The organism is Microbacterium flavum (assembly GCF_018717645.1).
GTDB classification, from domain to species: Bacteria; Actinomycetota; Actinomycetes; order Actinomycetales; family Microbacteriaceae; genus Microbacterium; species Microbacterium flavum.
On record NZ_JAFLHG010000006.1, the window covers coordinates 104,987 to 128,992 of the forward strand.

Here is a 24,006-nt window from a genome sequence, read left to right on the forward strand (position 1 = left end):
CAGACGCGACGGTCAGCTGCCGTCGCCGACCTGGATGGACGCCGTGCCGTCGGGCAGGATCGTGACGGTGCCGTCGAGCGAGAAGGGCACCGCCTCGTCGAGCGTGCGGACCGACCCGTCGAAGATCGACCGGATGTCGACCGTGATGTGCGCGACCGCCGGGACCTTCTCGATCCGCCAGTGCGCGCCATCCGGGACGAGGGTGACCGTCGGCTGCTGCGCGATCGACCAGGTCGGGGTGCTCGCGAGGCGGTTCTGCACGACGAGGCCGAAGGGGCAGCCCGTCGGCTGGAGCACCTGCTGAGTGGCGCACGTGGAGAGAAAGGACTCCACCTGCTCCTGCACAGCGGCGGTGAACTTTTCGGTCGGCTGGGCTTGCACGTCGACGGGGATCTTCGCGAGGGGTGTGTCCGAGAGCACGGCGACGCCCGGGGTCGACGCAATCGGGGTGTCGACCGAGATCGAGTAGAGGCCCGGCGAGAAGACGAGGAGGGCGACCGGCTCGAGGGGATCCGCGTCGGCGCGATCGGGGGAGACCTGCCGGGTGTCGACCTCGAAGCCGTTGACGGCGAACTGCGTCGCTCCGCGCACCGTCAGCTCGATCGCGGCGAGGGGACTGGTCGCGAACCGCCAGGTCGGCGCCACGCCGACCCATCCCGCGCGCTCCACACGGAACGCGGTGGTGCCGGAATGCGGGCCGGCGTCGTAGGACACCGTGACGGTCGTGGTGCCGTCGTCCTCCGCGGTGGCGGAGGTGATCTCGGGGTGCGTCAGGGGGGCGAGGGCGGCGCGGCGCAGGAGCGCTTCGCTGGCATCCGCCGGCAGTCCGGAGTTCTGCAGGGCCGCCGAGTCGACGGCGACGCCGGGCACGGTGAGGGCCTCCGCGGCGTTTCCCGTGCTGAGCAGGTCCAGGTAGCGGCGCACGAACGAGGACGGGCTGTAGAGGTCGTCGTACAGCACCGCGCCCGCGGCGCCGAACGCTCCGACGAGGAGCACGCCGACGATCCCGATCGCCGTGAGGTCACGGCCGAGCGAACGGCGCCGGCGAGCCGGTCGGCGCGCCGGCTGCGGGGCGGCGGCATCGGCCCCGACGGCGGGTGCGGCGGCCGTCGGGGCACGCCCCACGGCATCCCCCGCTGTGCCCTCTCGCGCGTCGTCCACGCGCCCAGTCTAGGAAACCGGCGCCGATGGCTAGCATTGTGTCGGTGAACGTCCCTCCGCTGTCACCCGAGCAGGAGGAGCTCTACCGCCTCATCGAGGACACCCGCGAGCACGTCTTCGTCACGGGACGCGCGGGAACGGGGAAATCCACCCTGCTGCAGCACCTCGCGTGGAACACGGACAAGCAGATCGCCGTCTGCGCGCCGACCGGCGTGGCGGCGCTCAACGTGGAGGGGCAGACGATCCACTCGCTGTTCCGGCTGCCGATCGGGCTCATCGCCGACAGCGAGCTCGAGCAGTCCGAGCCGGCGCGGAAGATCATGAACGCCATCGACACGCTCGTGATCGACGAGATCTCGATGGTCAACGCCGACCTGATGGATGCCATCGACCGCTCCCTCCGTCAGGCGCGGCGCCGACGCAGCGAGCCGTTCGGCGGCGTGCAGGTGATCATGTTCGGCGATCCGTACCAGCTCTCGCCCGTGCCCCCGCGCGGTGACGAGCTGAAGTACATCCACGACCACTACCGCTCGTTCTGGTTCTTCGACGCGCAGGTGTGGGCAGGCCCCTCGACAGGCTCGGGGACCGGCCTGGGGGCGGGGGGAGGCGCGATCCGCTCCGACGGTCTGCTCGATCTCGGCCGGGTGGGGGCGCCGCTGAACATCCGCGAACTGCGGCACATCCACCGGCAGGCCGATGACGAGTTCAAGGCGATGCTCAATGCCGTCCGCTATGGCGTGGTCACCGCCGACATCGCCGGGAAGCTCAACGCCGCCGGTGCGAGGCCTGTCCCCGACGTCGCCGAGGGCGAGCCGCCGATCATCACGCTCGCCACGCGCAACGACATCGTCAACAGGATCAACCAGCGCCACCTCGACGCGCTCACGGGGCCCGTGCAGACGGCGCGCGCGGAGATCTCCGGGGATTTCGGGCGGGGCGAGACCGGCTACCCCGCTGACGCGGAGCTGCAGCTGAAGGTGGGGGCGCAGGTGATGTTCCTGCGCAACGACATCGCCGGATACGGCGGCCCGGGTGGTTCCGGCGGAGGCGGGCCGCGCTGGGTCAACGGATCCATCGGCACGGTCACCCGCATCGCCGGAGGAACCGTGCGCGTCGAGCTGGACGGCGAGGAGCACGATGTCGAGCCGACCGTGTGGGAGAGGTTCCGCTACGCGTACGACCCGGCATCCCGCAAGCTCACCCGTGAGATCGCGGCCGAGTTCACCCAGTTCCCGCTGCGGCTCGCCTGGGCGGTGACCATCCACAAGTCGCAGGGCAAGACGTACGATCGCGCGATCATCGACCTGGGCTCGGGGGCGTTCGCCCCGGGTCAGACGTACGTCGCTCTGTCGCGGCTGACCTCGCTGGATGGCCTGCACCTGACGCGCCCCCTGCGCCCGAGCGACATCCTCGTGGATGCCGACGTCCGCCGCTTCATGGCCGGCGTCCGCGCCTCCGGCTTCTGACCCGCCCCGCCCCGCGCCCGCCCCCGCCCAGGTCCGCGAGACACCATCCGTGCACCGAGACGCGCGGCGTGCACCGGTGTCTCGGCGCGAGAACGGTGTCTCGCGGTCCGGAGAGGCGGCGCGGGGCGGGGCGGGGCGGGGTCAGGCGGCGGCGGCCTTGGCGGCGGCGAGGTCGACGAACAGGTCGGTGTTCAGCTGATAGGCATCCAGCACCTCGGCGATGACGCGCTCGGCCTCCGCGGCGTCCCAGGGCGCGGCGTCGAGCTGCTCGCGGTACACGTCCTTGAACGCGGTCGGGTCCGCGATCTCGTCGAACACGTAGAAGCCGATGCCGTTCGTCCCGAGCTCGAACTGGCGGGACATGATCTTCCCGATGAACTGGCCCCCCGAAAGGTCACCCAGGTAACGCGTGTAGTGGTGCGCGACGAATCCTCCCGCCCACCGGGCGCCCTGCACCTCGCGGATGCGGGCGACGTAGCGCCCCGTCGTCGGGACCGGGGAGATCCGCTGGCGCCAGTCGGGCCCGAGGAGGTACTCGAGGTCGGCCTCGAGCGCAGGCAGGCGCGTGAGCTTCGGGGTGATGAACGGCGCCGCGATCGGGTCGGAGGCGAACGTCTCGGCCGCCGCTTCGAGCGCCTCGTAGATGAACCAGTGCTGCGCGACGAGGGCGACGTAGTCCTCGCGCGTCCCCTGTCCGCGCATGAGGTCGGCCATGAATCCGGCATGCTCGCTGCCCGAGTGCGCGGCGCGCGAGCGCTCGCGGAGCGTGGTCGAGAACGGAGAGGTCGCGGTCATGGCCCTCAGTGTAGCTGAAACTAAGGCTCACCTAAACTGAAGGTTTCCTCAGATGACACGATGCGGATGCCGAGCGCGAAGCCCGGCGCGGGATGCCGCCGGCGCGCCGCAGCGGTCAGTCGTGCGGGCGGGCGGTGACGCCCAAGCGGGCGCAGGCCTCGTCGTAGAGGGCGACGATCTCGCGGCGGACCTCCCGGCGCTCCGTGATCTCTCCGCCCGGCCACGGCACCCGGACGACGTCCTCTGTCCCGTGCGCGGTGATCACCTCCCACTGACCCGCCGCGCCATCGAAGGTCGTCATGGTCGCCGAGATCACATCGGGAAGCGGCGAGAACGCGCGCGCGATCAACAGGTTGTCGTCGATGTGGTCGTTGTTCATGTGGGCCAGGACACCTGCGAGGGCGTCGGCGTCGAAGGCGTGCGGCATGCTCCCACCCTAGACATCCGCCCCTTCTGCACCCGGGGCTCCCGCGCCCGGATTGTGCATCGATCACGTCACGCTGCCGGGGGTGGCCGGGATCATGTCCTACGCTGAGAAGGAACTTTCGGGGGTGAGGAATGCCGCGTACTGGACGCGCGAGCCGAATCGGTGCGCTCGTGACCTCCGTGGCGCTGGCGCTCTCGCTCGCCGCCTGCGCCCCCGACAACGGACCGAGCGTCCAGCTGCCTGCGCAGGTGGACGGCGCTCTTCCCGCGGACACGCAGGGCCTCCTGCAGGCCGCGGTCGACCGCGCGATCGCGGCATCCGGCTCCAGCGGTGCGCTGGTCGGGGTGTGGGCGCCGTGGGCAGGAACCTGGGTCGCCGGCGCGGGCTCAGTTGCGCCCGGCGGTGCCGGCGTCGACGTCGCGACCTCGTTCACGGCGGGGGCGATCACGCGGTCGATGACGTGCGACGCGCTGTACGGCCTGGTCGCCGACGGCGTCGTGAAGCTCGACGACAGCGTCACGACGTACGTGCCCGGCCTGCCCGGGCGCGAGGCGATCACCCTCGGCCAGCTGTGCGACTCGACGAGCGGCGTGGCGTCCTACACGCCCGCGGTCTTCGGCCGCTTCGTCGTCACGCCCGAGCGGGTCTGGAACCCCCGGGAACTCGTGGGCCACGGCCTCGAGCGCCCCGGAGGTCAGCCGGGTGCCGGGTTCTCCGACTCCGACACCGGCTACCTCCTCCTCGGGATGGCGCTCGAGCAGGCATCGCGCAAGAGCATGTCCGCTCTCTACGAGAAGTACGTCTTCGCTCCGATCGGCATGTCCGGCTCGTCCCTGCCCGCGTCTGCTGCGGCCACGCTGCATGGGCTCTGGTCGCCGGCGAACGCCGAGGGCGCGGTGGAATGCGCGGCACCGATCGACCTCGGCGACCTGTCCCCCTCGGCGACGTGGACGGCGGGCGCCGTCGTCTCCGACCTCGCCGATGTGGGCCGGTACACGCAGTCGCTCGCGCTCGGCGCGCGCTCGTATGACACCGAGGCCCGCTTCGACGCGCCGCTCCCGGCGGCGGGGGATGCCGCGTCGTGGTTCACCGCCACCGGCGGCGCATACCAGGCGGGCTCCCTGATCGGTCAATTCGGCCAGACGCCGGGGATGCTGACCGCGGCCTTCGCCGACCGCAACACCGGAATGACGATCGTCGTCGCGCTGAACAACTCCCGCGCGTCGGATGCCCTCGTGCGCGCGCTCGCCTGGGAGCTGGCGGCGATCGCCTCCAAGGCTCCGGCTGCCGCCGGCCAGACGGCCCCCGACGCCGGTCTTCCCTGGACCGCCGAGGACATGGGCGCCCAGGTGACGGCAGCCGCCGTCTGCCCCATCCCGTGACGACCGACGCTCCTCCGGGAGTCGGTGCACGCGGGGGTGCGGTCTCGCTCGTTCTCGCGGGACTCCTCTGCCAGGAGGTCGGCGCGTCGGTCGCGATCCGACTGTTCCCGGCCGTCGGCCCTCTCGGCATGGTCATGCTGAGACTCGTGTTCTCGGCGCTCATCCTGTGCGCCGTGGCTCGCCCGCGCCTGCGCGGCCTCGACCGGGCCGCGTGGAGCGCGGTGGTGCAGCTCGGGATCGCGCTGGCGGTCATGAACGGCCTGTTCTACCTCGCGCTCGAACGTCTCCCCCTCGGGGTCACGGTGACGATCGAGGTGCTCGGGCCGCTCACCCTCTCGATCGTGGCGAGCCGGCGCGGGTCGGCATGGCTCTGGGCGGTTCTCGCGCTCGCGGGCGTCGTGGCGCTCGCCGGCGGCGGATGGGACCGGCTGGATGTCGTCGGTGTTCTGTTCGCCCTCGGCGCCGCCGCGATGTGGGCGCTCTACATCCTCTCGTCCGCGCGAGTGGGCGCTCGGGTGCAGGGGCTCGGCGGGCTCGCCCTGGCCATGGCGATCGGCGCCGTGCTCGCGCTCCCGTTCGGGCTGGTGCAGGCGGGCCCTGTGCTCCTGCGCCCCGAGCCCGCATCCCTCGGCCTGCTCGGCCTCGGCGCGGCCGTCGCACTGCTCTCCTCGACGCTGCCCTACGCGTTCGAGCTCATCGCGCTGCGCCGCCTCGCGGCATCCGCGTTCGCCATCATGATGAGCCTCGCCCCGGCGATCGCCGCGCTCGCCGGCTTCGTGCTCCTCGGCCAGCACCTCAGCATCCTGGAGGTCGCGGGCATCGGCCTCGTCGTCGCGGCCTCGATCGGCGCCGTCCGCATGGCCGGGCGCCACGCGCGTGCGGCGGTCGAGCCGCTCGGCTGACGGGGTGGGATCATGTCGCCATGACCCGCCACTGGACCCCGCTCGCCGTCGTGTACCTCGCTCTCGCCGTGCTCGGCCTCGTCGGGACGTGGACGTTCAACGCCCTCGCGATCGTGCAGATGCGCGACTTCATCGGAGATCTCGTCTCCAGCGGACCGGCGGTGTCGTCGATCACGGTGGACCTGCTCGTCGTGGCGGTCGCCGGGAGCGTCTTCATCATCGTCGAGTCGAGGCGTCTCGGCATGCGCTTCGGGTGGCTGTACATCGTGGCATCCGGGCTCACCGCGTTCGCCTTCACGTTCCCGCTGTTCCTCGCGATGCGTCAGCGCCGCCTCACGCGGGCTGCGGCACCACGCGAAGGATGACGTCGTCGCCCGGCCGCAGGATGGTCCCCCTGCCTCAGACCGTGAGCAGCACCTTCGTGGCGCGCCGTTCGTCCATCGCCCGATAGCCGTCCGCCGCCTGCTCGAGGGGGAGCGTCAGATCGAACACGGCCCCCGGGTCGATGCGCCGCTCCCAGATGAGGTCGATGAGGTCGGGCAGGAAGCGCCGCACGGGGGCGGGCCCGCCGTGCAGGTGCACGCCCGACCCGAACAGTCGCTGCCCGTCGACCGTGACGTCGTGCGAGACCCCGACGAAGCCCACGTGCCCGCCGGGGCGGGTGGAGCGGATCGCTTGGTCCATGGCATCCTGCGTGCCGACGGCTTCGATCACCGAGTGCGCGCCGAGCCCGCCCGTGAGCTCCTTCACGCGCGCGACGCCCTCGCGGCCGCGCTCCTCGAAGATGTCCGTGGCGCCGAAGCGGCGCGCGAGGGCCTGCCGGTCGGCGTGCCGGGACATCGCGATGATGCGCTCGGCGCCCAGCTGCTTCGCCGCGAGGACGCCGCACAGTCCCACCGCGCCGTCTCCGACCACGACGACGGTCTTGCCCGGCCCCGCCTCGGCGGCGACGGCGGCGAACCATCCCGTGCCGAGCACGTCGGACGCCGCAAGAAGTGACGGAATGAGGTCGGCGCCGGGCTGACCGGGCGTCGCGACGAGGGTGCCGTCCGCGTTCGGGATGCGCGCGTACTCGGCCTGCGTGCCCTCGCGGCCGATCGGGGTGCGGTGGACGCAGTGCGACTGGTAGCCCGAGCGGCAGATCTCGCAGGTGTTGTCCGAGGTGAAGAACGAGCCGACGACGAAGTCGCCGACCGCCACCTTCTCGACGGCGGAGCCGATCTCGGTGACGACGCCGACGTATTCGTGCCCCATCGGTGCCCCGTCGACGCGGTCGACGCCGCGGTAGGGCCACAGGTCCGACCCGCAGATGCACGTGGCGGCGAGGCGGATGATGGCGTCGGTCGGCAGGGCGATCTCCGGATCGGGTCGATCCTCGACGCGAACATCGCCGGGGCCGTACATGATGACTCCGCGCATTGAGGATCCTTCCGTCGGCGGTCCCTCTACTCTCGCGCTCATCACGCCGGGATGCGAGCCCCTGGCGGATGTCCGGACGACGAGGTAGCGCGCCGCGGCGGTCGACGCAACCCCCGATCCGAGTCATCGGACCTGGGTGAGGATGAGAGGGTGAAGCTCGTGTCCTATGCCGGTCAGCAGCTGGCCACCACCGACGATGTCGCCGACGCCCTCGTCACCCTCGCCGCCGCCATCGCCTCGGAGGGCGAGTCGCAGGCGCTCCAGATCCCGGTGCTCGTCGACGGCCGGGAGGACTGCGCCGACCTCATCGTGGGCGTCGGCAACGACATCCTCGTGGGTCCGCAGGCCTCCGCGGATGTCGACCCCGACTTCTCCGAGGATGCAGAGCGGCTGCGCGCGCATCCGCTCTTCCCCCAGCCGGCGGAGGACGAATCCGACGCGCACGGCGGCTCTGCCGCGGCGCCGCACGATGTCGATCTGAGCGGGATCGACCTCGATCACGGGCTCTGAGACCCGGATATGTCCGAGAACGCATGTATCACGACACGATGAGCACGGCCCACGAGATGAACGCGCTGTGGGCGTGCGTGGCATCCGGCTTCTACGTCGGCAGCCGCGACGGCTCCTTCCTCGGCTACGTCGATCGGCAGGCGGAGGGGATCTGGCGGGCGTTCGATGCCGCGTCCCGCATCGTCGGCGACTACGCCGACCATCACGCGGCGATGGCCGCCGTCTCCGCGTCCGCGCCGAGCGGGGAGGGGGAGCGATGACCGCGGCCGATCCGCTCGTCTGCGTCGTCTACTGCAGCACCGCGACGCGTGCCTTCAGCGGCGCCGAGCTCGCCGGGCTCCTGACGGTGAGCCGTGCGAACAACGAGGCGCAGGACATCACCGGCCTGCTCCTCTACCGCGACCGCGAATTCATCCAGATCCTCGAAGGCCAGCGGGACGCGGTCGACGCCCTCATGGCGAAGATCTCCGCCGATCCGCGCCATGAGGACGTGCGGGTGCTTCTGCGCGAACCGCTGCACGCGCGCCGGTTCGCGGCGTGGACCATGGGGTATCAGCCGCTCGTCGCCCCGACGCCCGACGAGCAGGAGGGCTACCGCGACTCCTTCGACGACCTGCGGGTCGGGGATCACGACATGATCGGCCGTGCCCTGATGGAGCTCACGATGTGGTTCCGCGTGCGGGAGGGCTCGCGCGTCTGACGGATGCCGCATCGCGCGCCCCGACGAGCCGTTGCGCCTGAGCGCGCGACGAGCGGTCAGCTGCCCGCGGGGACACGGCGGAATCCGCCGTCCACGGGCTCGATCGCGCCGGCGTCGAGGAACGCCCGGAGCCATCCGCCCATCGGCCATTCCCCCCACCGCTCGGCGAACACGGCGCCGTTGCGGAGGATGTCGTCCAGGTGACGCCACGGCGGAGATCCGGACGGATGCCATTGGTGGTACGCGTGCGCGCCGCCGACCCACCGCATCCCGATTCCGAGCGAGCGCGCGCGCCGACCGAGGTCGGTGTCTTCGGCGCCGTACCCCTCGTAGGCCTCATCGAATCCGCCCAGGCGGTCCCACACGGCGGGCGTCACGGCGAACGAGAGCGACCAGAAGAGGTCGTACTGTGCGGAGGTCGCCGCGGCGGTCTCGCCGTCGCGGGGGCGGGGCCGAGCGGGATGCGGGCGCGTCATCGCCGCGAGATCGGACGGCGAGTCGGGTCGCTGGGGGCTGGCGAGGTAGGTCACGGGCCCGTTCAGGATCTCGTCCGGGTGGTGGGAGGATGCCGCGACGTACCGCTCCAGGAGCGTCGGACCGGGGAGGCAGTCGACGTCCAAGAAGACGAGGAGATCGGCGCCACGGCTCTGGGCGAGCCGCGCGGCGACGTTCCGCCCGGCCCCGACGCGCAGACCGTACGGGCCCGGCGGGACGTGCAGCTGCACGGAGAGGTCGGACGCGGCCGGTTCGTCCGCGTCGAGCCACGCTTCGATGTGCTCGACCTCGATCTCGACGTCCGACGCGCGTCCGGCCTCGGACCGGGGCGCGCCGACCGTCCGCAGGAACTCGCGCTGTCGGTGCAGGTGCGCCGAGCGGTTCGCGGATGCCGGGGTGATGACGGCGACGCGACGGATCACGCGATCCGCTCCTCGATCGCGTCCGCCGCTCGCGCCGCGGCTCCGTCGACGCCCCACTGCGACCATCGGGTCGGGCTGTCGTGCGCCCGGCGGACGAGGCGCGCGATGTCCTCGGGCGAGGCATCCGGCGGCGCGGTCTGAGCCAGGCCGAGCGCGGCGAGCACGCGCACGGTGTCCGCCTGCTCGCCGAACGGACGATCCTGTCCGATGACGACGGCGCGGGCATCGGCCGCCGCGAGGTCGGCGACGGCGTTCTGCCCGGCGGCGCTCACCACGACGTCGGCGCGGCAGAGCAGCGGCCAGACGTCCGCGACGCGGTCGTCGCCTCGGGCTCCGGCTGTCGCGACGATCCACCCGTCGGCCTCGAGGAGGGCGGTGCAGCGCCGGAGCCCGACCGGGTCGAGGGTGCGTCCGAGGAACAGGACACGGCGTGCGGACGGGGGCGCGCTCGGCGCCGCGTCCTCCCGGGGGCGTCCGTCGAAGCGTGAGACACCGCCCACCTCGCGGACGCGATCACCCCGACCGGCGAGCCCGCGTGCGTCGAAGGCGCCCCGCGGCCACGGCGCCACGATGCCGTCGGCGAGGTCGTAGCCGAGCCGGTGCGGGGCGTCGATCCGCTCTCCCGGCTGCGCGAAGACGACGGTGGGAGCGCCCATGAGGCGTGCGAGGGCCGTGACTTCGACGCTCACGTCGACCACGAAGGCCGACACGGGGTGCGCGGCGATCCACTCCGCCATGACGGCGAGGCGGGACCGATGGCCGGGGTGCCCCACGGGTGCCCAGTGCAGCGCCCCGCCCGCGGTGACGTCACCGTGGTCGGAGGCATCCCGCCGGATGCCGTCCTCGCCGAGAACCGGATCGGCGTCGGAGGGGAGAGCCACCCAGACGGTGTCGGCGGGCAGGATCCGGGGCGCCGGCAGGCTGGAGAAGACGGTCACCTGCTCGCGCAGGTGGGGTCGGACGGCCTGCATCCGTGTGAGATGTCCCCACCCGTGGTGGTGGACGTACCAGCCGATCATGCTCCGATCGCCTCCGTGACGGCATCCCTCTCGGCGAGGGCGACGGCACCGGCCGCGCGGAGTGCGGGAGAGACGGGCGCGCTGTCGGCGCACATCATGAGGACGCGCTCGACCTCGCGCTGCCGCTGCTCGATCGAGTACCGCCGCACCGCCGCCGCACGCAGGCCGCGGCGCGCCGAACCGGACCGCACCCGTCGCGCGAGTGCGACCGCCGCCCGTGCGAGGGTCTCGACCTCCGGTGCGCGGACGATCGCCGTCCCCGGCATCCCCCGCAGGACCTCGCTGATGCCGCCCGAGTCGAACGCGGCCACCGGCGTGCCGGTCATGAGGGCCTCGGCGACGACGAGGCCGAACGGCTCCGACCAGACCGGCGTGACGAGCGCGACCGACGATGAGCCGACCAGGGCGCTGAGCGCAGGCTGGCGGAGGGCGCCGACGTACTCGATGCCGTCGCCGAGCAGGGGCTCGACCTCCTCCGTGAAGTATGTGAGGTCGCCGATGCGCCCCGCGAGGCGCAGGCGGGCGCGCGCCAGACGCGCGGCGCGGATCGCCAGGTGGGGGGCCTTCTCGGGGACGATCCGCCCGAACCACACCCAGCTCTCCTCGCCCCGGCGCGGGCCGGGGCCCAGCTGCCACTGGGCGCCGTCGACGCCGTTGGGGAAGACGAAGGCATCGACCCCTTCGGCCGCCCAGGCGCCGGCCGTGAACCGGCTGACCGCGAGGAACCGGTGAGGGGCATCGGGGCCGGCCGCGTGCGCGGCGACGACCATCGCCGGCAGGGGCGGTGTGTGCAGGGTCGTCACGACCGGGATGCCCGTCTCCCGGCTCCACAGGATCGGCGCCCCGTGGAGGCTGTGGTTGTCGACGACGTCCACGCCTGTCGCGGGATGGATGAGGCGGTCGCGGATGCGATCGAACGCGTCGGTCATGAGCCGCCGGTGACCCTCGGGGAACTCCGTGTCGGAGGCGTCCAGCGAGCGGTGCCAGCGGGGGCGGGGAAGGTGCAGGCCCGTGTCCGCGCCGAGGAAGTCCGAGCCGTCTGCGGCGCACAGCTGCACGTCATGCCCGCGCCCGCGCAGCCAGCGGACGCGGTTCCAGACCACCGCCTCCAACCCGCCCGCGTGCGGTTGACGCAGCGCGTGACGTTCGGGGGCGACGACGAGCACCCGCAGGCGCCGGCGCGCGGTCACGACCGGACTCCGACCTCGTCGGCGACTGCGGTGGAGGAGTCGGTGTCGCGTGCGAGGGCCGTGTAGAGGTTCGTGTGCGCCGCGCGGACCGTGTCGCGCTGCGCGAGGCGCTCGCCGCGGCGTGCCTGCAGGAGCGCGGCTCGGCCGGGATCGGGGAGGCGGTGCGCGGCGGCATCCTGCACCGCGGCCACGAGGGTGGCCGGGTCGGTGAGGTCGATGACGGCGAATTCATCGGGATGCTGCTCGGACATGTGGCCGACAGAGGTTCCCGCGACCCGCACGCCGAGGTCGTAGCAGAGCTCGACCCATCCGGAGTGGGTGCCGTGGTGGTACGGGAGGACGAACAGATCGAGGCCGCCGAGCCACGCGGCGACCTCCGCATCGGTGAGCCGGGCGCGGCGGTGCAGCGCCACGGCGGGGTGCGTGCTCGCCGCCGCCTCGATCCGGGCGGCCATCGCCTCGTCGCGCACGCGGTCGTTCATCACGATCTCGACGCGGACGTCCGCGCCCGCCTCCGCAAGCAGGGCCGCGGCGGCGCCGGCTGCGGCGACGCCCTCGTCCGCGGCGATGTTCGGCCGGAGGTCGCGGAGGTGGATCCCGATCCGGAGGGCGGTGTCGGCCCGCGCGACGACGGGCGGAACCGCGTCGAGAAGCGTGGGGTGGGGGAGCACGGTCGCGTCCCGCCCCCATCGCCGTGAGATCTCTGCCGCGGCGCCGCCGGTCAGGGTCAGGAGCACATCTGCGGCGGGAAGGAGGACCTCGAGGAGCTCCTGGTAGTGCGTCTGATCCGTGAGCTGCGGGTTGTCCAGGTCGTGCACGGTGAAGACGACGGGACATCCGCGGCGCCGCGCTGCGGCGAGGGCGGCGGAGAGCTCATCCGACCCGAACGATTCGATGCCGAAGTGCAGGTGGATCACGTCGACCTCGTCCGCGTGCGCGGAGATCCAGTCCGGGGTCAGGATGACCGGGGGCCACCACTGCCCGGGGGCGCCTCCGGGGACGGGCGGGTCGGGGATCACCGTGATGCAGCGGGCGTCGACGATCGAGCGGATGTACGGATGTGCGGCGGGGACGGAGGCGACGCGGATGAGTCGGGATTGCGGGGTGATGGGGGACTCCCTGGCATGACGAACGGCGGTACGGTGCGCAATCGCGCCGACACTGCGTCGGTTTCGCCAGGGGGTCGGGGAGCGTGCGATCGAGGTATACGTTCGAATCATGCGTGATGCCGACCGTTCCGACAGGGCCATTGCGGCGCCCGGGTCGGCGGTGCTAGGGCGCCGCCGTCACTACGGCGAGTTCTTCGGTCTCGACCCCCTTCCGGAGCGGTTCGGCATCGTGATCGGCAACTGCCAGGCGGAGTCGATGCGCCTCGTCCTGGACGCGCCGGAGCGTCGGTTCGTCCGCGTTCCGCCCGTCCATGAGCTCGACGCCGCGGATGCCGCCCGGCTCCGCGAGCTCGTCGCTCTCGCCGATCACATCGTGAGCCAGCCGATCCGAGACGACTACCGGAGTCTCCCTGTCGGCACCCGTCAGATCACCGCCCTCGCCGCAGGCCCCGTCGTGACCGTTCCTCCCGCTCGGTTCGCGGGGCTGCACCCCTTCCAGGCCGCGATCCGGGTCGCCGGCGTCGAGGAGGATCCGCCGATCGTGGCCTATCACGACGTGCGCACGCTGGCGGCCGCGGCGGGGAGAGAAGCGGCGCCCGCGCTCTCACCGGACGCGGTTCGTGCGCTCGGCGACGCGTCCGTGGATGTCCTGCGCGAGCGCGAAGAACGGACCGACGTCCCGCTGTCCGACCTGTACGCGACGGTCACCGCCGACCACGCCCGCACCGTCAACCATCCGGGGAACGCGATCTTCCTGCCCCTCGGCGCGCGCCTCCTGGCCGCGCTCGGCCTCGACGGCGGCGTGGTCGATCCCGGACGCCCGCTGCTGAGCGCCGTTCGCGCGCCTCTTCTCCCGGAGGTGGTGGAGGCCTGGTCGCTGCCCGATGAGCCCCGCGCGCATTGGATCGTCGACGGCCGCGAGGTCGATGACGCCGAGATCCGCGCCGCGCACACCGCGTGGTACGCCGCGCATCCGGGGTTCGTCGCGGCCGCCGTCGCGCGTCTCGCGCCGCTCCTGAGCGCCTGGGGCGCGGCGTGAGCGGGGTGCCTCTCCTCCTGGTCCACCCCGGCACCCACGGTGTCGCCGTGTACGCCGGCGACCTGGCCCGCGCCGCCCGCGCCGCCCGCCCCGCGGGGACGCCGGAGGTGCGGACGATCGACCCGGTCGCGCTCGACGCCCGCGAAGACCACGCCCCCGTGCACGTGCACTTCACGGATCGCCTGTGGGGTCCCTCCCCCGAGGAGGCCGCGCGGGCGTTCGCGGCGCTCGCCGCGCGCCGGCCAGTGAGCGTCACGCTGCACGACGTGCCGCAGGCGTCGGACGGAGAGCCGAACCGCACGCGGCGGCGGGATGCCTATGCCATCGTCACCGCCGCGGCGCGCGGGGTCGTGGTCAACAGCGCGCACGAACGGGCGCTCCTCGCCGAAGAGGGCGTCTGGGCGGGCGCCCCCGCGATCATCCCGCTGCCGGTTTCGCTCGACGAGACCCTCGGTGCGCTCGGCGTCGACGCTCAGCGCCCCCGCCCGGACGGATCGGTCGGGGTGCTCGGCTACTTCTACCCCGGGAAGGGACACGACGAGGCGGCGCAGGCCGCCGCCGCGGCGGGCATCGCGACGCTGACGGTGCTCGGGCGCGCATCGGAGGGGCATGCGGCCGACCTGGATGCCTTCGTGAGTCGCGCCGCCGGTCTGGGCGTCGCCGTGGAGGTCACCGGATGGCTCGACGACGCCGAGATCGCTCGCAGGGCGCGCGCGGTGTCGGTGCCTGTGATCGCGCATCGGCACGTCTCGGCTTCCGGATCCCTCGCCTCCTGGATCGGCTGGGGTCGCCGCCCGGTCGCCGTCCGCGGACGCTACGTCGACGAGATGGCGCTCCTCCGGCCCGGCACGCTGCGCGCCGTCGAGGGAGCCGACCTCCCCGCGGCGGTCGCGGCCGCCGCTGCAGATCCGGGGTCGACATGGCACGGTCTCGCGCGGCTCCCGATGTCGTGGCCGGACGCGGCGGCCGCATACCTGCGCTGGTGGGAGGACCTGTCGTGGTGAGGAGGATGCCGCAGCACCCGGATGCCCCGGTCATCGTCGGCAATCACTGGGATGCGCTCGACGGCGTCGCACCGGCGTCGCTGCCTCGCGTCTCGGTCATCGTCGCCCACTACGATCAGCCGGTGCAGCTCGCGCGCACTCTTCGCGCTCTGGCGGATCAGGATTACCCCTGTGAGCTGCTCGAGGTCGTCGTCGCCGACGACGGGTCGCCCGGCGAGGTCGCGGTGCCGGACGACGTCGTGCTCGTCCGCCAGGCCGATGACGGGTTCCGGCTCGCGGCGGTGCGCAACCTCGGCGTCCGCGCGAGCACCGGCGAGGTGCTGTGCTTCCTCGACGCTGACACCGCGCCGGAGCCCGGCTACGTCCGTGCACTCACCAGACTGCCTGCGCTGCATCCCGACGCGGTCACGGTGGGTCGGCGTCGTCACGCGGAGTTCTCGGAGAACGAGGAGAGCGCGCGCGGCGACGGCGGGATGACGCTCGCCGACGCCGTCACCGGCCGCGAGCTGCCCGAGCCGGCGTGGCTCGCCGATGCCTACGCGCGCAGCCGGAACCTCCTCGACGCGGACGACCGCTCCTACCGGTACGTCATCGGCGCGGTGATGGCGTGCGGGCGTGCCCTGTTCGACGAGGTGGGAGGGTTCGACGAGACGTTCCGCTCCTACGGCGGGGAGGACTGGGAGTGGGCGTACCGGATGTGGAGCGCGGGGGCGGTCCTCGCGCACATTCCCGAGGCGGTCGCCTGGCATGACGGTCCCGAATGGGCGGATCGGCGAGGCTCGGAGCAGGCGCGCGCGAACGCGCAGACGCTGACGCTGGCACGGTCGATCCCCGTGTCCGGATCGGCGCCGCGCGCGCTGCGGCCCACCGCGCCCGATCTCGTCGTCCGCCTCCGCGGCGCGCATCCGGAGGCCGCGGTGTTCGTGGCCGTCGACGCGTTGTTGCTCGCCTTCCCGACCGCCCGGATCGTTCTCGACGCGGGCGTCGTCCCGCCGTGGGAGGACCCGCGGGTGGTCGCGGCGGGGGCGGAGCCCGACGCGCGGGTGGTGTGGGATCTCCCCCGCCCGGTCGTCGTCACCGATCCGGAGTGGATCCGCGCGCTCGTGACGGGTCTGGGGGCGGGCGAGGTCGGCACCGTGGAGCTCGTCGACGGCGCGGGCAACGATCTCGGCATCCTGCGCTCGCGACGCGCTGAGCGGCGGGCGGTCAGACGAGGGGACGCTGCGGGCTTCCGCACGGTGACGGCCGAGGGGGTCGGCATCCATCTGCTGCGCTCCGACCCGGATGTGGAGGCCTGGGTGGGCGGCTGGGGCGGAGCGGAGCGGTTCTCCTGACCGGCGAACCGCGGCGCGTCAAGTGCCTGGTGCGGATGCTGCGGGGCGCGCAGTCTGACGGGATGACGACCCCTCTCCGCGCGACGCGCCGGCCCACCCTCATCATCGGCGGAGGGAACGCGGGCGTCTCGATCGCCGCGCGCCTGCGTCGCCGGAAGGTGAGGGATGTCGTCATCGTCGAGCCGCGCGCCGACCACGTGTACGCCCCGCTGCAGTCGCACATCGCGGGGGGCGTGGCCGACCGCCGCCGCGTCGTGCGGTCGCAGAGATCGGTGACCCCGCGCGGTGTGACCTGGATCCAGGATCGTCTCGTCGCCGTCTTTCCCGACGAGAGCGTCGCGGAGCTGGCCTCGGGGCGCCGGATCGTCTACGAGAGGCTGGTGATCGCCGCGGGCATCGAGCAGGAGTGGGCGGCCGTCCCCGGTCTCGCGGATGCTCGGGACCTGTCCACGACGGTGTCGAACTACACACTCCCGCTGGCGGAGCGGGCGTCGACGACGCTCCGAGGCGTCGAGTCGGGCACCGTCGTGTTCACGCAGGCGCCCGAGCCGGCGTCATGCGCGGGCGTCGCGCAGAAGCCCATGTACCTCGCGTGCGACCGGTGGCGGCGAGAGGGCCGGCTCCCCGGCATCCGCGTCGTCTTCATCACTCCGGAGCCCGCGCCATTCTCCGTCGCGCCCGTCTCCGCGGAGCTCGAGGCGAAGATCGCCGAGTACGGCATCGAGGCCCTGTACACCACCGAGGTCGTGGAGGTGCGGGCCGGCGCGGGGGAGCTGGACGTGCTCCAGGGCGGCGAGCGGCGGACCATCCGGTACGACGTCCTGCATGCCGCTCCGCCGCAACGCCCGGCGACGTGGATCGCATCCAGCGGGCTGGGCGATGAGGACGGTTTCGTGGACGTCGACCCGTCGACCCTGCAGCACCGCCGGTGGCCGAACGTGTGGGCGCTGGGGGACGCCGCGCCGGTGACACCGATCCGCTCGGGCGGAGCGATCAGGTCGCAGGCGAAGGTGCTCGTCGAGGCGCTCGCGCCCCGCGGCACGACGCCGCGTTACGACGGATACACCGAGACCCCGTTCACGGTCACCCGGCACACGGCGGTCTTCGCGGAGTTCGACCGGTCCGGGCGCCTGCGCCCCACCATCCCGTTCTGGCGGACGCTGTACCGCGAGCGGCGCTTCACCTACGTCATGGACCGGTGGGTGCTGCCCTGGGTCTACTGGAACCTCATCCTCACCGGTCGGGCCTGACGGGCCGCGCGCTGCCGAGGCTCGCGAATCCGCCGCGATGATGTCCCGTTCTCAGGCGGATGCCACCCAGGTCGCGGTGACCGACGTGACGGCGGAGCCGTCGAGGTCGGCGAGCTTCATCCCCGCGAAGCGTCGTGCGGCATCGGAGGTCTGAGCCCGCGCGGGCGGTTCCGCGGCCGTGAGGACCGCGACGATCGCCTCGGCGGCCGAATCCGGCGTCTGCGCGTTCGCCGGGTCGAACGAGGTGGCCGTCCGCGTGAGATACGCGGACATCGCGTCGGCGTAGGGGGTTCCGGCGGCCGACTGCAGCGCGTCGAGTCCGATGTTCGGGACGAATTCGGTCGCCACGGCGGCGGGCTCGACCACGCTCACCCGTACTCCCTGGGTCGCAGCGACGGGGGCGAGGGACTCCATGAACCCCTCGACGGCGAACTTCGCGGCGCAATACGCCTCGTTGAAGGGCTGCCCGACGACTCCGCCCACGCTCGACACGGTGACGAGCCGCCCTCTGCTCTCGCGGAGCAGCGGCAGCACCGCCCGGGTGAGGGCCACGACGCCGAAGAAGTTGACCTCGAACACCGCGCGGACATCGGCGAGGTCTTCGAGCTCGATCGTCCCCACGTGGCCGGCGCCGGCGTTGTTCAGCACCGCATCCAGCTGCCCGTAGGTCTCGCGGATGTACGCGACGCACGAGGAGATGGACTCGGGCACGGTGACATCGAGCTGTCGGATGTCGACATCCACGCCCGCCCGCGCGGCGGCCTCATCAAGCGCTCCGGACCGCCCGGGATCACGCATCGTCGCGACGACGCGGAATCCCGCGCGCGCTGCGGCGATCGCCGACGAGAATCCGATGCCGGAGGAGGTGCCCGTGATCAGCAGGACAGGGGGAGTGGTCATGGGCCCAGTGTCCCACCGGGCGGGGTCAGAGCGGAGGCCGCTGACGGTCTTCGACCTCCCGTTGCATATCGGCCAGGATGCGATCGATAGTGTCGTGATCTTCCGTCTCTCCGGGCGTCGCCGGCCAGGCATCGTATCCGCGACCTTGACCCATGACGTGAATCCGGTGCGACGAACGCCATTCTTTCCTTCTCTCGGCGGACTGCCTGTTGAGATCGTTCAGTCGCTGTTCACGCTCGTCCTCGTCCTCGGTGTTCTCCAGGATCTCGCGTTCCCAATCATCTGGATACTCCTCGGCGGGGTACTCCTCGGTGGGAACCTCGTGACGCTGGATATAACGGAGCGTCCGCTGGAGATTGTCGAAGGTGCGTGCTTCGTTTCGCTGAGCCCGCTCAGCATCAGCCGCTGCGACGTCGGCGGCAGCCTGCGCAGCATCAGCCAGCCGCTTAGCCTCAGCGGCTGCACGTGTGCTTCTTCGGGCTATCACGAACCCCGCGACTGCGATGAGCCCGGTCGCGAGTGTGATGGCGGCTCCGATGCCGTTGAACGTGAGATTCGCGTAGTCGACCCAGTCACGGTTCACGCGGTCAGGTTAGCGCCCCTGGTCACACGTGCGCACGCAGCCGGATCGCGGCGTCGACGCGAGTCTCGACCCGCGTCGACGGCACCTGCTACGTTCAGCGCATGCGCCACCCGGGACGCCTGGTTGTGATCTTGGCTCTGGCCTTGGGATGCACGTCCTGCGCGACGCCGCAGGTCTCGTATCCGGAGTTCAGCCGTGAGCAGACCGCCGCGGACCTTCCGCAGGCGCTCGCCGAGTCGGGTGACGGCAGCGTCGATCTCGCGACTGTCCGGCACGTCGGCGACGTGGACGGCTACGACGTGTATTTGGCCCGCGGTCGAGAAGCGGAGAACACCATCTGCGTCGCGATCGTGAAGGACGGCGAGTGGGAGTCCACGGGATGTGGGGGCAACGGCGTCACCGTGACGACTCGTTCCGGCGCCAAGGTCGAGGCTGGTGGCATCCGAACCGGCGAAGACGAAGAGAACGCGCTTTCTGACAGCGTGCGTGTCGTGGGCTGACAGGTCTTGGCTGACCGCTAGCCGTCCTTCTCCGTCGCCGTCCGACGCCCGATCTTCATCAGCAATAGCCGCTCAATCCAGCGGGTCGGCGGCAGTGGACGCGGACGAGAAAGCGCGGAGCGCGCGCTCGACCTCGGGGTCACCCGGGTAGGTGATCTGTTCGAGTCGTTCGGCAGCGAGGCGCTGGCGGCCCGGGTCGCCGCTCGCCAGCTCGTCCAGCGCATCATTGCGATAGATCCGGAGGAAGTGGTTCTGGAAGTCCAGGGCGTCCCCGCGCATCCCGCGAAGGATCGACCTCTCCGCGTCGGACTCGGGGACGAGATAGTGCCACCTGTTTCGGCACCATTCGTGCACGTCGTGGACGAGAAGCGCCCACGCGTCTCCGATCAGATCGGCGTACATCGACGCCGACGCCGCCTTATTGGGAACGTAGACCCGGAATCGTCGCGCGACGAGTGCCGTCGCCGTCCAGCCGACCGTGGCGACGAGCAGTTTCGTGCTGGGCGTGCCGGGACCGGCGGGGCCCGGGATGAGCCACTGATCGAACCCGTAGAACTCGCCCATCGGCTCGATGTGCTCCAGTGGGTAGGCGATCCGAGCATCGCGCTGAGCGGGAGCGGAATAGCCTTAGTACGGCGTATGGATGACGTTCCGCACGTACGTCGTCGATTCGAATTCGGTGAGTGTGTCGCGGATGTCGGCGCCGAAGAGGGGTCGACAGGTGAGTTTCAGATCCAGCGCGGCATCCAGCGCGGTGTCGTCGTACAGCCTGTTCTCACCGATCAGCATGATCTCGAGAAGGATCGGCGATGACCGCGCGCAGCTTTCGCACACCGCCTGCGCCCGCTCGAACTCCTCCAGTCCGGAGAACCGGTCCGCGAAGACGATGAGGAGGTCGAGGTCGGACCCCTCGACAGCGTTGCCGGCGGCCCGGCTTCCGCGCAGGTAGCACCCGAGCACTCGGCCAGGGAGGTGCTCGTCGAACGCGGCCTGAACGTCGAGGACGATGGCATCGCAGCGCTCATCCCCGGTGCTGTTCAGGACGTGAGTGCGGGTCATTCCGCCACGCTACGCCTCGTGGGCGGGCGTGGGGCGGGAGTGTCGCGGAGACCTGCGCCCGGCGATCGTGCGCGGGGGACGACTGATCATCTTCGATAGGACCGCGCGTAGTCCGGGATGTCGACTCCGGGGCGGATTCGATCGTCGCTCACGGGCTCGCCCGCCACGAGGGAGAGCGGGATGACTCCTCCCCAGATGTCTCGCTGGTAGTCCTCCTCGACGTCGAGGACTCCGTGGTTGCGCACCTTCGCCGAGACCTCTTCGAGCGGGAAGCGGACGATCCTGGTGGCGGCGAGCTCAGACGGTTTGAGCCGGCGTCCGCCGTAGCCGGGAATGATGTCCTGGAGCACAGCGTTCATGACGCGTTCTTTGTCCTCCGCCGGTACGAGGCTGGCTCGACCGAAGATGACGACGGAGCGGTACTCGAGGCTGCAGCCGAATCCAGATCGACCGACGACCACGCCATCAGTGTGAGTGACGGCGATCGAGGCGCGTGCGCCATCTTCGATACTGGTGATCAGGCGGTTCTTGTTGCTGCCGTGGATGTAGACGTCCTCGGCGATCCGGGTGATCGATGTCGGTATCACGAGTGGCTCGCGGCCGACGATGATGCTGACATGGCAGAGCAGCGCTTCGTCGATGATGGCGTGGACGAGATCTCGATCGTAGGACCCTCGGTCCGGACGGCGGCGGATCGTGGTCCGCGCCGTGGGTGCGAAGTCGGTCATGCCTTCCTCCTTTACAGATCGTTCGCGCTGCTGAGAACGGTGGTCGGATTGCGAAGCGATTGGTCGCCCTCCCACGCCTCGAGATGGTCGGGAGATTTTCCCTGCCGGAGGAACTGGAGCGTCTTGTGCAGTGAGAGGGGCACGCGCACGCCTTCGACGGCGGTGCGCTTTCGTGCCTGATAGCGACGATCGGAGGGTAACCGCGTTCCGTCCTGCTGCAGGATCCTCTCAAACAGCTTCTCGCCGTGCGCCAGATGGGCGGTCGGATCACCCGTGGGACTGAAGCGTGCGGGATCCATGGCGATGATCAGCTGGCCCCCACAGGGCGCTCCGGTGTTCGCTGTGTCGCGTTCGCCGGCTTCGAAGCTCAGGAGGTCGCCCAGCAGAGGTCCGGTGAGCAATTCGATCATGAGCGCGATGTTCGAACCCTTCGCTCCTCCGAACGGAAGCTGGGCACCCGCCAGAGCGGTCGCGGGGTCGCGGGTGGGCTGTCCGTCGGGGCCGATAGCAGTGCCTTCGGGCAGCTGACTCCCGTCTCGGAGTCGGAGCTGAATCTCTCCGCGCGCCATCTCGCTCGATGCCTGGTCGAACGCGAGCGGCGGATGCCCCGCCCGAGGCCAGGCGAATGCCATCGGGTTGGTGCCGAACAGTGGCTGCGTGCCCCCCGCGGGTGCGACATAGGGTGCTGCCGCGACGAACGAGAAGGCGACGAGGCCTTGCTCGGCCAGCTGCTCAACCTCCGGCCAGAGCGCGACGACGCTCAGAGCGTTGTTGATCGAGAGCGCGGCGATCCCCTGCTCCTTCGCAAGCTTCGCGAGCGGCTCAATCCCGAGGGCGATGGAGAGATTCGAGAAGGTGTACTTGGCATCGACGCGCAAGACGGATGGTGCGATCTGGGACAGCTCAGGTTGCGCGTCCTTCGACGCCATTCCCGTCCGCACCCCGTTGGCGTAGAAGGACAGCCGGAACAGCCCGTGGTGCCGGCACTCGTCTCGCTCCGCGATCGTCACGGTGCGGGCGATGGCAGACGCATGTGCGTCGCTAAATCCCTGACCCTTCATCGCGTCGTACGCGGCAGTGTGCACCTCGTCGAGAGTGAGGAGGATGTCGTCAGTCATGCGGATTCTCTTTCATGTGATGCGGCTCGGTCCGTTCAGGCGGAGACCGGCGTGGAGCGGGTGGGTCGTGTGTCGGCGGTGGGGTCGGTAGAACGTCGTGCCTCCCGACGAGTGACAGCCGGGGCGAGCAGCACCGAAACGGTCGAGATCACCGCCAGCCCGATGAAGTAGACAGCGATCGGAGTCCACGAACCGCCGAAGGTTGCGAGCATCCATGTGGCGATCAGCGGCGCCGTCCCTCCTGCGAGCGCGCTGCCCACCTGCGAGGCCAGGGTGATGCCGGTGTAGCGCACTCGAGTGGGGAAGAGCTCGGACAGGAAGGTGCCGAAGGTCGCGGTCACCGGCGGCCAGACGATTCCGAGGCCGATGATGACCGCTGCGTACACGCCCCAGTCCATACCGATGTTCAGCAGCAGGAAGAAGGGAACCATGAACGCGCCCGTGGCGATCACCCCGACGAGGAATGTGCGGCGTCGCCCGAAACGGTCGGAGAGAGCGCCGGACAGAAGGATCATGAACGTACTGACGAACGCGCCCGCCGTGACGGCGTTGAGGACGGTGGAGCGGGCGAAGTCGAGGGTGCCGGTTGTGTAGCTCACGACGAAGGTGGCGAAAAGGTAGAAGGGTGCGACCTCGAAGACCTTCCCGCCGATCGCGACGAGCACCGAGCGCCAGTGGTCACGGAGCACCTCGACGAGGGGGAGCTTCGCCACGTCGCCGGAATCCTTCGCATCCTGGAAGGCGGGTGTTTCCGACAGGCCTTTACGAATCCACAGTCCGATGAAGACGAGGACGACACTCGCGATGAACGGCAGTCGCCATCCCCACGCGTCGAAGGCGTCCTGCGGCAGAAGGCTCACCAGAGCGAAGGCGGCGGTCGCCAGCAGCATCCCGATCGTCGCGCCAGACTGAGGCACGGCGCCATAGAAACCGCGTCGCTGGGCGGGAGCGTTCTCGAATGCCAGCAGCAGAGCGCCGCCCCATTCCCCTCCGATGGCCAGGCCTTGAATGATCCGGCACGCGAGGAGGAGCAGTGGCGCGAGGACGCCGACTTGCTCGAAGGTCGGCAGCACACCGATTGCGACCGTCGCTCCGCCCATCAAGGACAAGGTGATGACGAGCGTCTTCTTCCGCCCGACCCGGTCCCCGATGTGGGCGAACAGGATGCCGCCGAAAGGCCGCACGAAGAACGTGAGCGACACGGTGACGTAGGACAGGATCAGCGAAAGTGCGGGGTCGTCCGTGGGGAAGAACTGCGTGTTGAAGATGAGCGCCGCCGCGGTCGCGTACAGGAAGAAGTCGAACCATTCGATCGCGCTGCCGCTGAGGCTGCCCAGCAGGACCCGGCGGGCGGTGGTGCGAGATGGAGCAGGTGCGGGCATAGCAGTCATTGCGGAGACTCCCTTGATCTCGGTACACGTCGTCGCTGACCGTGCTCGATCAATGTACAACGTACAACGTACAATTGCACCCCTTGATGACGCGTGCGTCACT

The 24,006-nt window shown here is 71.0% G+C and carries 27 protein-coding genes; 12 read left to right on the top strand and 15 right to left on the bottom strand.

Annotated features, from left to right (window positions below; all coding sequences use genetic code 11):
* Nucleotides 1–12 precede the first annotated feature (12 nt).
* On the bottom strand, nt 13–1,161 hold the full coding sequence (locus J0P97_RS08025) for a hypothetical protein (protein WP_372449684.1): 1,149 nt from the start codon (nt 1,159–1,161) through the stop codon (nt 13–15).
* A 44-nt stretch (nt 1,162–1,205) separates the two neighbouring features.
* On the opposite strand from J0P97_RS08025, the gene J0P97_RS08030 reads away from it, so the two are divergent.
* The gene (locus J0P97_RS08030; RefSeq protein ID WP_372449685.1) at nt 1,206–2,627 is read left to right on the top strand and encodes an ATP-dependent DNA helicase; all 1,422 of its coding nucleotides are present in this window, start codon (nt 1,206–1,208) and stop codon (nt 2,625–2,627) included.
* 141 nt (nt 2,628–2,768) lie between these two features.
* On the opposite strand, the gene J0P97_RS08035 is transcribed toward J0P97_RS08030, so the two are convergent.
* Nucleotides 2,769–3,422 (bottom strand): biliverdin-producing heme oxygenase, encoded by a 654-nt coding sequence (locus J0P97_RS08035; protein WP_215487254.1) that lies wholly within the window; start codon nt 3,420–3,422, stop codon nt 2,769–2,771.
* A gap of 115 nt (nt 3,423–3,537) precedes the next feature.
* The gene (locus tag J0P97_RS08040; RefSeq protein WP_215487255.1) at nt 3,538–3,849 is read right to left on the bottom strand and encodes a DUF2470 domain-containing protein; all 312 of its coding nucleotides are present in this window, start codon (nt 3,847–3,849) and stop codon (nt 3,538–3,540) included.
* A 170-nt stretch (nt 3,850–4,019) separates the two neighbouring features.
* Between J0P97_RS08040 and J0P97_RS08045 the strand changes: the two genes are divergently transcribed.
* Genes J0P97_RS08045 through J0P97_RS08055 form a run of 3 tightly spaced genes read left to right on the top strand, consistent with a single transcriptional unit; the run spans nt 4,020 to nt 6,498 of the window.
* The gene (locus J0P97_RS08045) at nt 4,020–5,231 is read left to right on the top strand and encodes a serine hydrolase domain-containing protein (RefSeq protein WP_308163511.1); all 1,212 of its coding nucleotides are present in this window, start codon (nt 4,020–4,022) and stop codon (nt 5,229–5,231) included.
* A complete protein-coding gene (locus tag J0P97_RS08050) occupies nt 5,228–6,133 on the top strand; it encodes an EamA family transporter (RefSeq protein WP_308163513.1) in 906 nt (301 codons plus the stop codon). The genes J0P97_RS08045 and J0P97_RS08050 overlap by 4 nt, the downstream gene beginning before the upstream one ends.
* Nucleotides 6,134–6,153: 20 nt before the next feature.
* A complete protein-coding gene (locus J0P97_RS08055) occupies nt 6,154–6,498 on the top strand; it encodes a DUF2834 domain-containing protein (protein WP_215487257.1) in 345 nt (114 codons plus the stop codon).
* 34 nt (nt 6,499–6,532) lie between these two features.
* Here J0P97_RS08055 and J0P97_RS08060 read toward each other — a convergent pair whose 3' ends face one another.
* Nucleotides 6,533–7,552, bottom strand: coding sequence for a zinc-dependent alcohol dehydrogenase family protein (locus tag J0P97_RS08060; RefSeq protein ID WP_215487258.1), 1,020 nt, complete (start codon nt 7,550–7,552; stop codon nt 6,533–6,535).
* A 150-nt stretch (nt 7,553–7,702) separates the two neighbouring features.
* Here J0P97_RS08060 and J0P97_RS08065 point away from each other — a divergent pair, with 150 nt between their 5' ends.
* From J0P97_RS08065 to J0P97_RS08075, 3 genes are read left to right on the top strand one after another with little or no spacing between them, the layout of a single operon-like run.
* Nucleotides 7,703–8,062 (top strand): hypothetical protein, encoded by a 360-nt coding sequence (locus J0P97_RS08065; protein WP_215487259.1) that lies wholly within the window; start codon nt 7,703–7,705, stop codon nt 8,060–8,062.
* Between the two features lie 38 nt (nt 8,063–8,100).
* Nucleotides 8,101–8,322, top strand: a complete 222-nt coding sequence (locus J0P97_RS08070) for a hypothetical protein (RefSeq protein WP_215487260.1) — start codon at nt 8,101–8,103, stop codon at nt 8,320–8,322.
* Nucleotides 8,319–8,762 (top strand): BLUF domain-containing protein, encoded by a 444-nt coding sequence (locus tag J0P97_RS08075; RefSeq protein WP_215487261.1) that lies wholly within the window; start codon nt 8,319–8,321, stop codon nt 8,760–8,762. The genes J0P97_RS08070 and J0P97_RS08075 overlap by 4 nt, the downstream gene beginning before the upstream one ends.
* 56 nt (nt 8,763–8,818) lie before the next feature.
* On the opposite strand, the gene J0P97_RS08080 is transcribed toward J0P97_RS08075, so the two are convergent.
* From J0P97_RS08080 to J0P97_RS08095, 4 genes are read right to left on the bottom strand one after another with little or no spacing between them, the layout of a single operon-like run.
* A complete protein-coding gene (locus J0P97_RS08080) occupies nt 8,819–9,679 on the bottom strand; it encodes a glycosyltransferase family 2 protein (protein ID WP_308163514.1) in 861 nt (286 codons plus the stop codon).
* The gene (locus J0P97_RS08085; protein WP_215487263.1) at nt 9,676–10,698 is read right to left on the bottom strand and encodes a hypothetical protein; all 1,023 of its coding nucleotides are present in this window, start codon (nt 10,696–10,698) and stop codon (nt 9,676–9,678) included. The genes J0P97_RS08080 and J0P97_RS08085 overlap by 4 nt, the downstream gene beginning before the upstream one ends.
* Nucleotides 10,695–11,888, bottom strand: coding sequence for a glycosyltransferase (locus J0P97_RS08090; RefSeq protein WP_215487264.1), 1,194 nt, complete (start codon nt 11,886–11,888; stop codon nt 10,695–10,697). The genes J0P97_RS08085 and J0P97_RS08090 overlap by 4 nt, the downstream gene beginning before the upstream one ends.
* On the bottom strand, nt 11,885–13,108 hold the full coding sequence (locus tag J0P97_RS08095) for a glycosyltransferase (RefSeq protein WP_215487265.1): 1,224 nt from the start codon (nt 13,106–13,108) through the stop codon (nt 11,885–11,887). Before J0P97_RS08095 ends, J0P97_RS08090 begins: the two co-directional genes overlap by 4 nt.
* Here J0P97_RS08095 and J0P97_RS08100 point away from each other — a divergent pair.
* The 4 genes from J0P97_RS08100 (at nt 13,107) to J0P97_RS08115 (ending at nt 17,624) form a co-directional block, all read left to right on the top strand.
* A complete protein-coding gene (locus J0P97_RS08100) occupies nt 13,107–14,036 on the top strand; it encodes a WcbI family polysaccharide biosynthesis putative acetyltransferase (RefSeq protein ID WP_215487266.1) in 930 nt (309 codons plus the stop codon). The genes J0P97_RS08095 and J0P97_RS08100 overlap by 2 nt on opposite strands.
* Nucleotides 14,033–15,040 (top strand): glycosyltransferase family protein, encoded by a 1,008-nt coding sequence (locus tag J0P97_RS08105; RefSeq protein WP_215487267.1) that lies wholly within the window; start codon nt 14,033–14,035, stop codon nt 15,038–15,040. Before J0P97_RS08100 ends, J0P97_RS08105 begins: the two co-directional genes overlap by 4 nt.
* A 5-nt stretch (nt 15,041–15,045) precedes the next feature.
* A complete protein-coding gene (locus tag J0P97_RS08110; RefSeq protein WP_215487268.1) occupies nt 15,046–16,374 on the top strand; it encodes a glycosyltransferase in 1,329 nt (442 codons plus the stop codon).
* A gap of 62 nt (nt 16,375–16,436) precedes the next feature.
* On the top strand, nt 16,437–17,624 hold the full coding sequence (locus J0P97_RS08115; protein ID WP_215487269.1) for an NAD(P)/FAD-dependent oxidoreductase: 1,188 nt from the start codon (nt 16,437–16,439) through the stop codon (nt 17,622–17,624).
* Between the two features lie 51 nt (nt 17,625–17,675).
* Here J0P97_RS08115 and J0P97_RS08120 read toward each other — a convergent pair whose 3' ends face one another.
* Together J0P97_RS08120 and J0P97_RS08125 are read right to left on the bottom strand one after the other, a co-directional pair.
* Nucleotides 17,676–18,524 carry an SDR family NAD(P)-dependent oxidoreductase gene (locus tag J0P97_RS08120; RefSeq protein ID WP_215487270.1) on the bottom strand — a complete coding sequence of 283 codons (849 nt, stop codon included), beginning with the start codon at nt 18,522–18,524 and terminating at the stop codon, nt 17,676–17,678.
* Between the two features lie 25 nt (nt 18,525–18,549).
* Entirely contained in the window at nt 18,550–19,107 is a 558-nt protein-coding gene (locus J0P97_RS08125; protein ID WP_215487271.1) for a hypothetical protein, read from the bottom strand.
* Nucleotides 19,108–19,208: 101 nt separating this feature from the next.
* Here J0P97_RS08125 and J0P97_RS08130 point away from each other — a divergent pair, with 101 nt between their 5' ends.
* Nucleotides 19,209–19,607, top strand: coding sequence for a hypothetical protein (locus J0P97_RS08130; RefSeq protein WP_215487272.1), 399 nt, complete (start codon nt 19,209–19,211; stop codon nt 19,605–19,607).
* Between the two features lie 72 nt (nt 19,608–19,679).
* Here J0P97_RS08130 and J0P97_RS08135 read toward each other — a convergent pair whose 3' ends face one another.
* The 5 genes from J0P97_RS08135 to J0P97_RS08155 all read right to left on the bottom strand — a co-directional run bounded on the left by J0P97_RS08135 (nt 19,680) and on the right by J0P97_RS08155 (nt 23,903).
* Nucleotides 19,680–20,171, bottom strand: a complete 492-nt coding sequence (locus J0P97_RS08135) for a hypothetical protein (RefSeq protein WP_215487273.1) — start codon at nt 20,169–20,171, stop codon at nt 19,680–19,682.
* A 63-nt stretch (nt 20,172–20,234) separates the two neighbouring features.
* Nucleotides 20,235–20,666: a nucleotidyltransferase domain-containing protein gene (locus J0P97_RS08140; RefSeq protein ID WP_215487274.1), complete on the bottom strand. Its 432-nt coding sequence runs from the start codon at nt 20,664–20,666 to the stop codon at nt 20,235–20,237.
* Between the two features lie 86 nt (nt 20,667–20,752).
* Nucleotides 20,753–21,394 (bottom strand): pyridoxamine 5'-phosphate oxidase family protein, encoded by a 642-nt coding sequence (locus J0P97_RS08145; protein WP_215487275.1) that lies wholly within the window; start codon nt 21,392–21,394, stop codon nt 20,753–20,755.
* Nucleotides 21,395–21,405: 11 nt separating this feature from the next.
* Nucleotides 21,406–22,479, bottom strand: coding sequence for an Ldh family oxidoreductase (locus tag J0P97_RS08150; RefSeq protein ID WP_215487276.1), 1,074 nt, complete (start codon nt 22,477–22,479; stop codon nt 21,406–21,408).
* 68 nt (nt 22,480–22,547) lie between these two features.
* A complete protein-coding gene (locus J0P97_RS08155; protein WP_215487277.1) occupies nt 22,548–23,903 on the bottom strand; it encodes an MFS transporter in 1,356 nt (451 codons plus the stop codon).
* Nucleotides 23,904–24,006 lie beyond the last annotated feature (103 nt).

Bases quoted from the DNA above. Each gene is read 5' to 3' on its own strand.
- J0P97_RS08155 (WP_215487277.1), bottom strand. From the start codon at position 23,903: ATGACTGCTATGCCCGCACCTGCTCCATCTCGCACCACCGCCCGCCGG.
- J0P97_RS08075 (WP_215487261.1), top strand. From the start codon at position 8,319: ATGACCGCGGCCGATCCGCTCGTCTGCGTCGTCTACTGCAGCACCGCG.
- J0P97_RS08055 (WP_215487257.1), top strand. From the start codon at position 6,154: ATGACCCGCCACTGGACCCCGCTCGCCGTCGTGTACCTCGCTCTCGCC.
- J0P97_RS08070 (WP_215487260.1), top strand. From the start codon at position 8,101: ATGAGCACGGCCCACGAGATGAACGCGCTGTGGGCGTGCGTGGCATCC.
- J0P97_RS08110 (WP_215487268.1), top strand. From the start codon at position 15,046: ATGCCGCAGCACCCGGATGCCCCGGTCATCGTCGGCAATCACTGGGAT.
- J0P97_RS08035 (WP_215487254.1), bottom strand. From the start codon at position 3,422: ATGACCGCGACCTCTCCGTTCTCGACCACGCTCCGCGAGCGCTCGCGC.
- J0P97_RS08120 (WP_215487270.1), bottom strand. From the start codon at position 18,524: ATGACCACTCCCCCTGTCCTGCTGATCACGGGCACCTCCTCCGGCATC.
- J0P97_RS08100 (WP_215487266.1), top strand. From the start codon at position 13,107: ATGCGTGATGCCGACCGTTCCGACAGGGCCATTGCGGCGCCCGGGTCG.
- J0P97_RS08130 (WP_215487272.1), top strand. From the start codon at position 19,209: ATGCGCCACCCGGGACGCCTGGTTGTGATCTTGGCTCTGGCCTTGGGA.
- J0P97_RS08095 (WP_215487265.1), bottom strand. From the start codon at position 13,108: ATGATTCGAACGTATACCTCGATCGCACGCTCCCCGACCCCCTGGCGA.
- J0P97_RS08135 (WP_215487273.1), bottom strand. From the start codon at position 20,171: ATGGGCGAGTTCTACGGGTTCGATCAGTGGCTCATCCCGGGCCCCGCC.
- J0P97_RS08145 (WP_215487275.1), bottom strand. From the start codon at position 21,394: ATGACCGACTTCGCACCCACGGCGCGGACCACGATCCGCCGCCGTCCG.
- J0P97_RS08140 (WP_215487274.1), bottom strand. From the start codon at position 20,666: ATGACCCGCACTCACGTCCTGAACAGCACCGGGGATGAGCGCTGCGAT.
- J0P97_RS08060 (WP_215487258.1), bottom strand. From the start codon at position 7,552: ATGCGCGGAGTCATCATGTACGGCCCCGGCGATGTTCGCGTCGAGGAT.
- J0P97_RS08115 (WP_215487269.1), top strand. From the start codon at position 16,437: ATGACGACCCCTCTCCGCGCGACGCGCCGGCCCACCCTCATCATCGGC.
- J0P97_RS08040 (WP_215487255.1), bottom strand. From the start codon at position 3,849: ATGCCGCACGCCTTCGACGCCGACGCCCTCGCAGGTGTCCTGGCCCAC.
- J0P97_RS08085 (WP_215487263.1), bottom strand. From the start codon at position 10,698: ATGATCGGCTGGTACGTCCACCACCACGGGTGGGGACATCTCACACGG.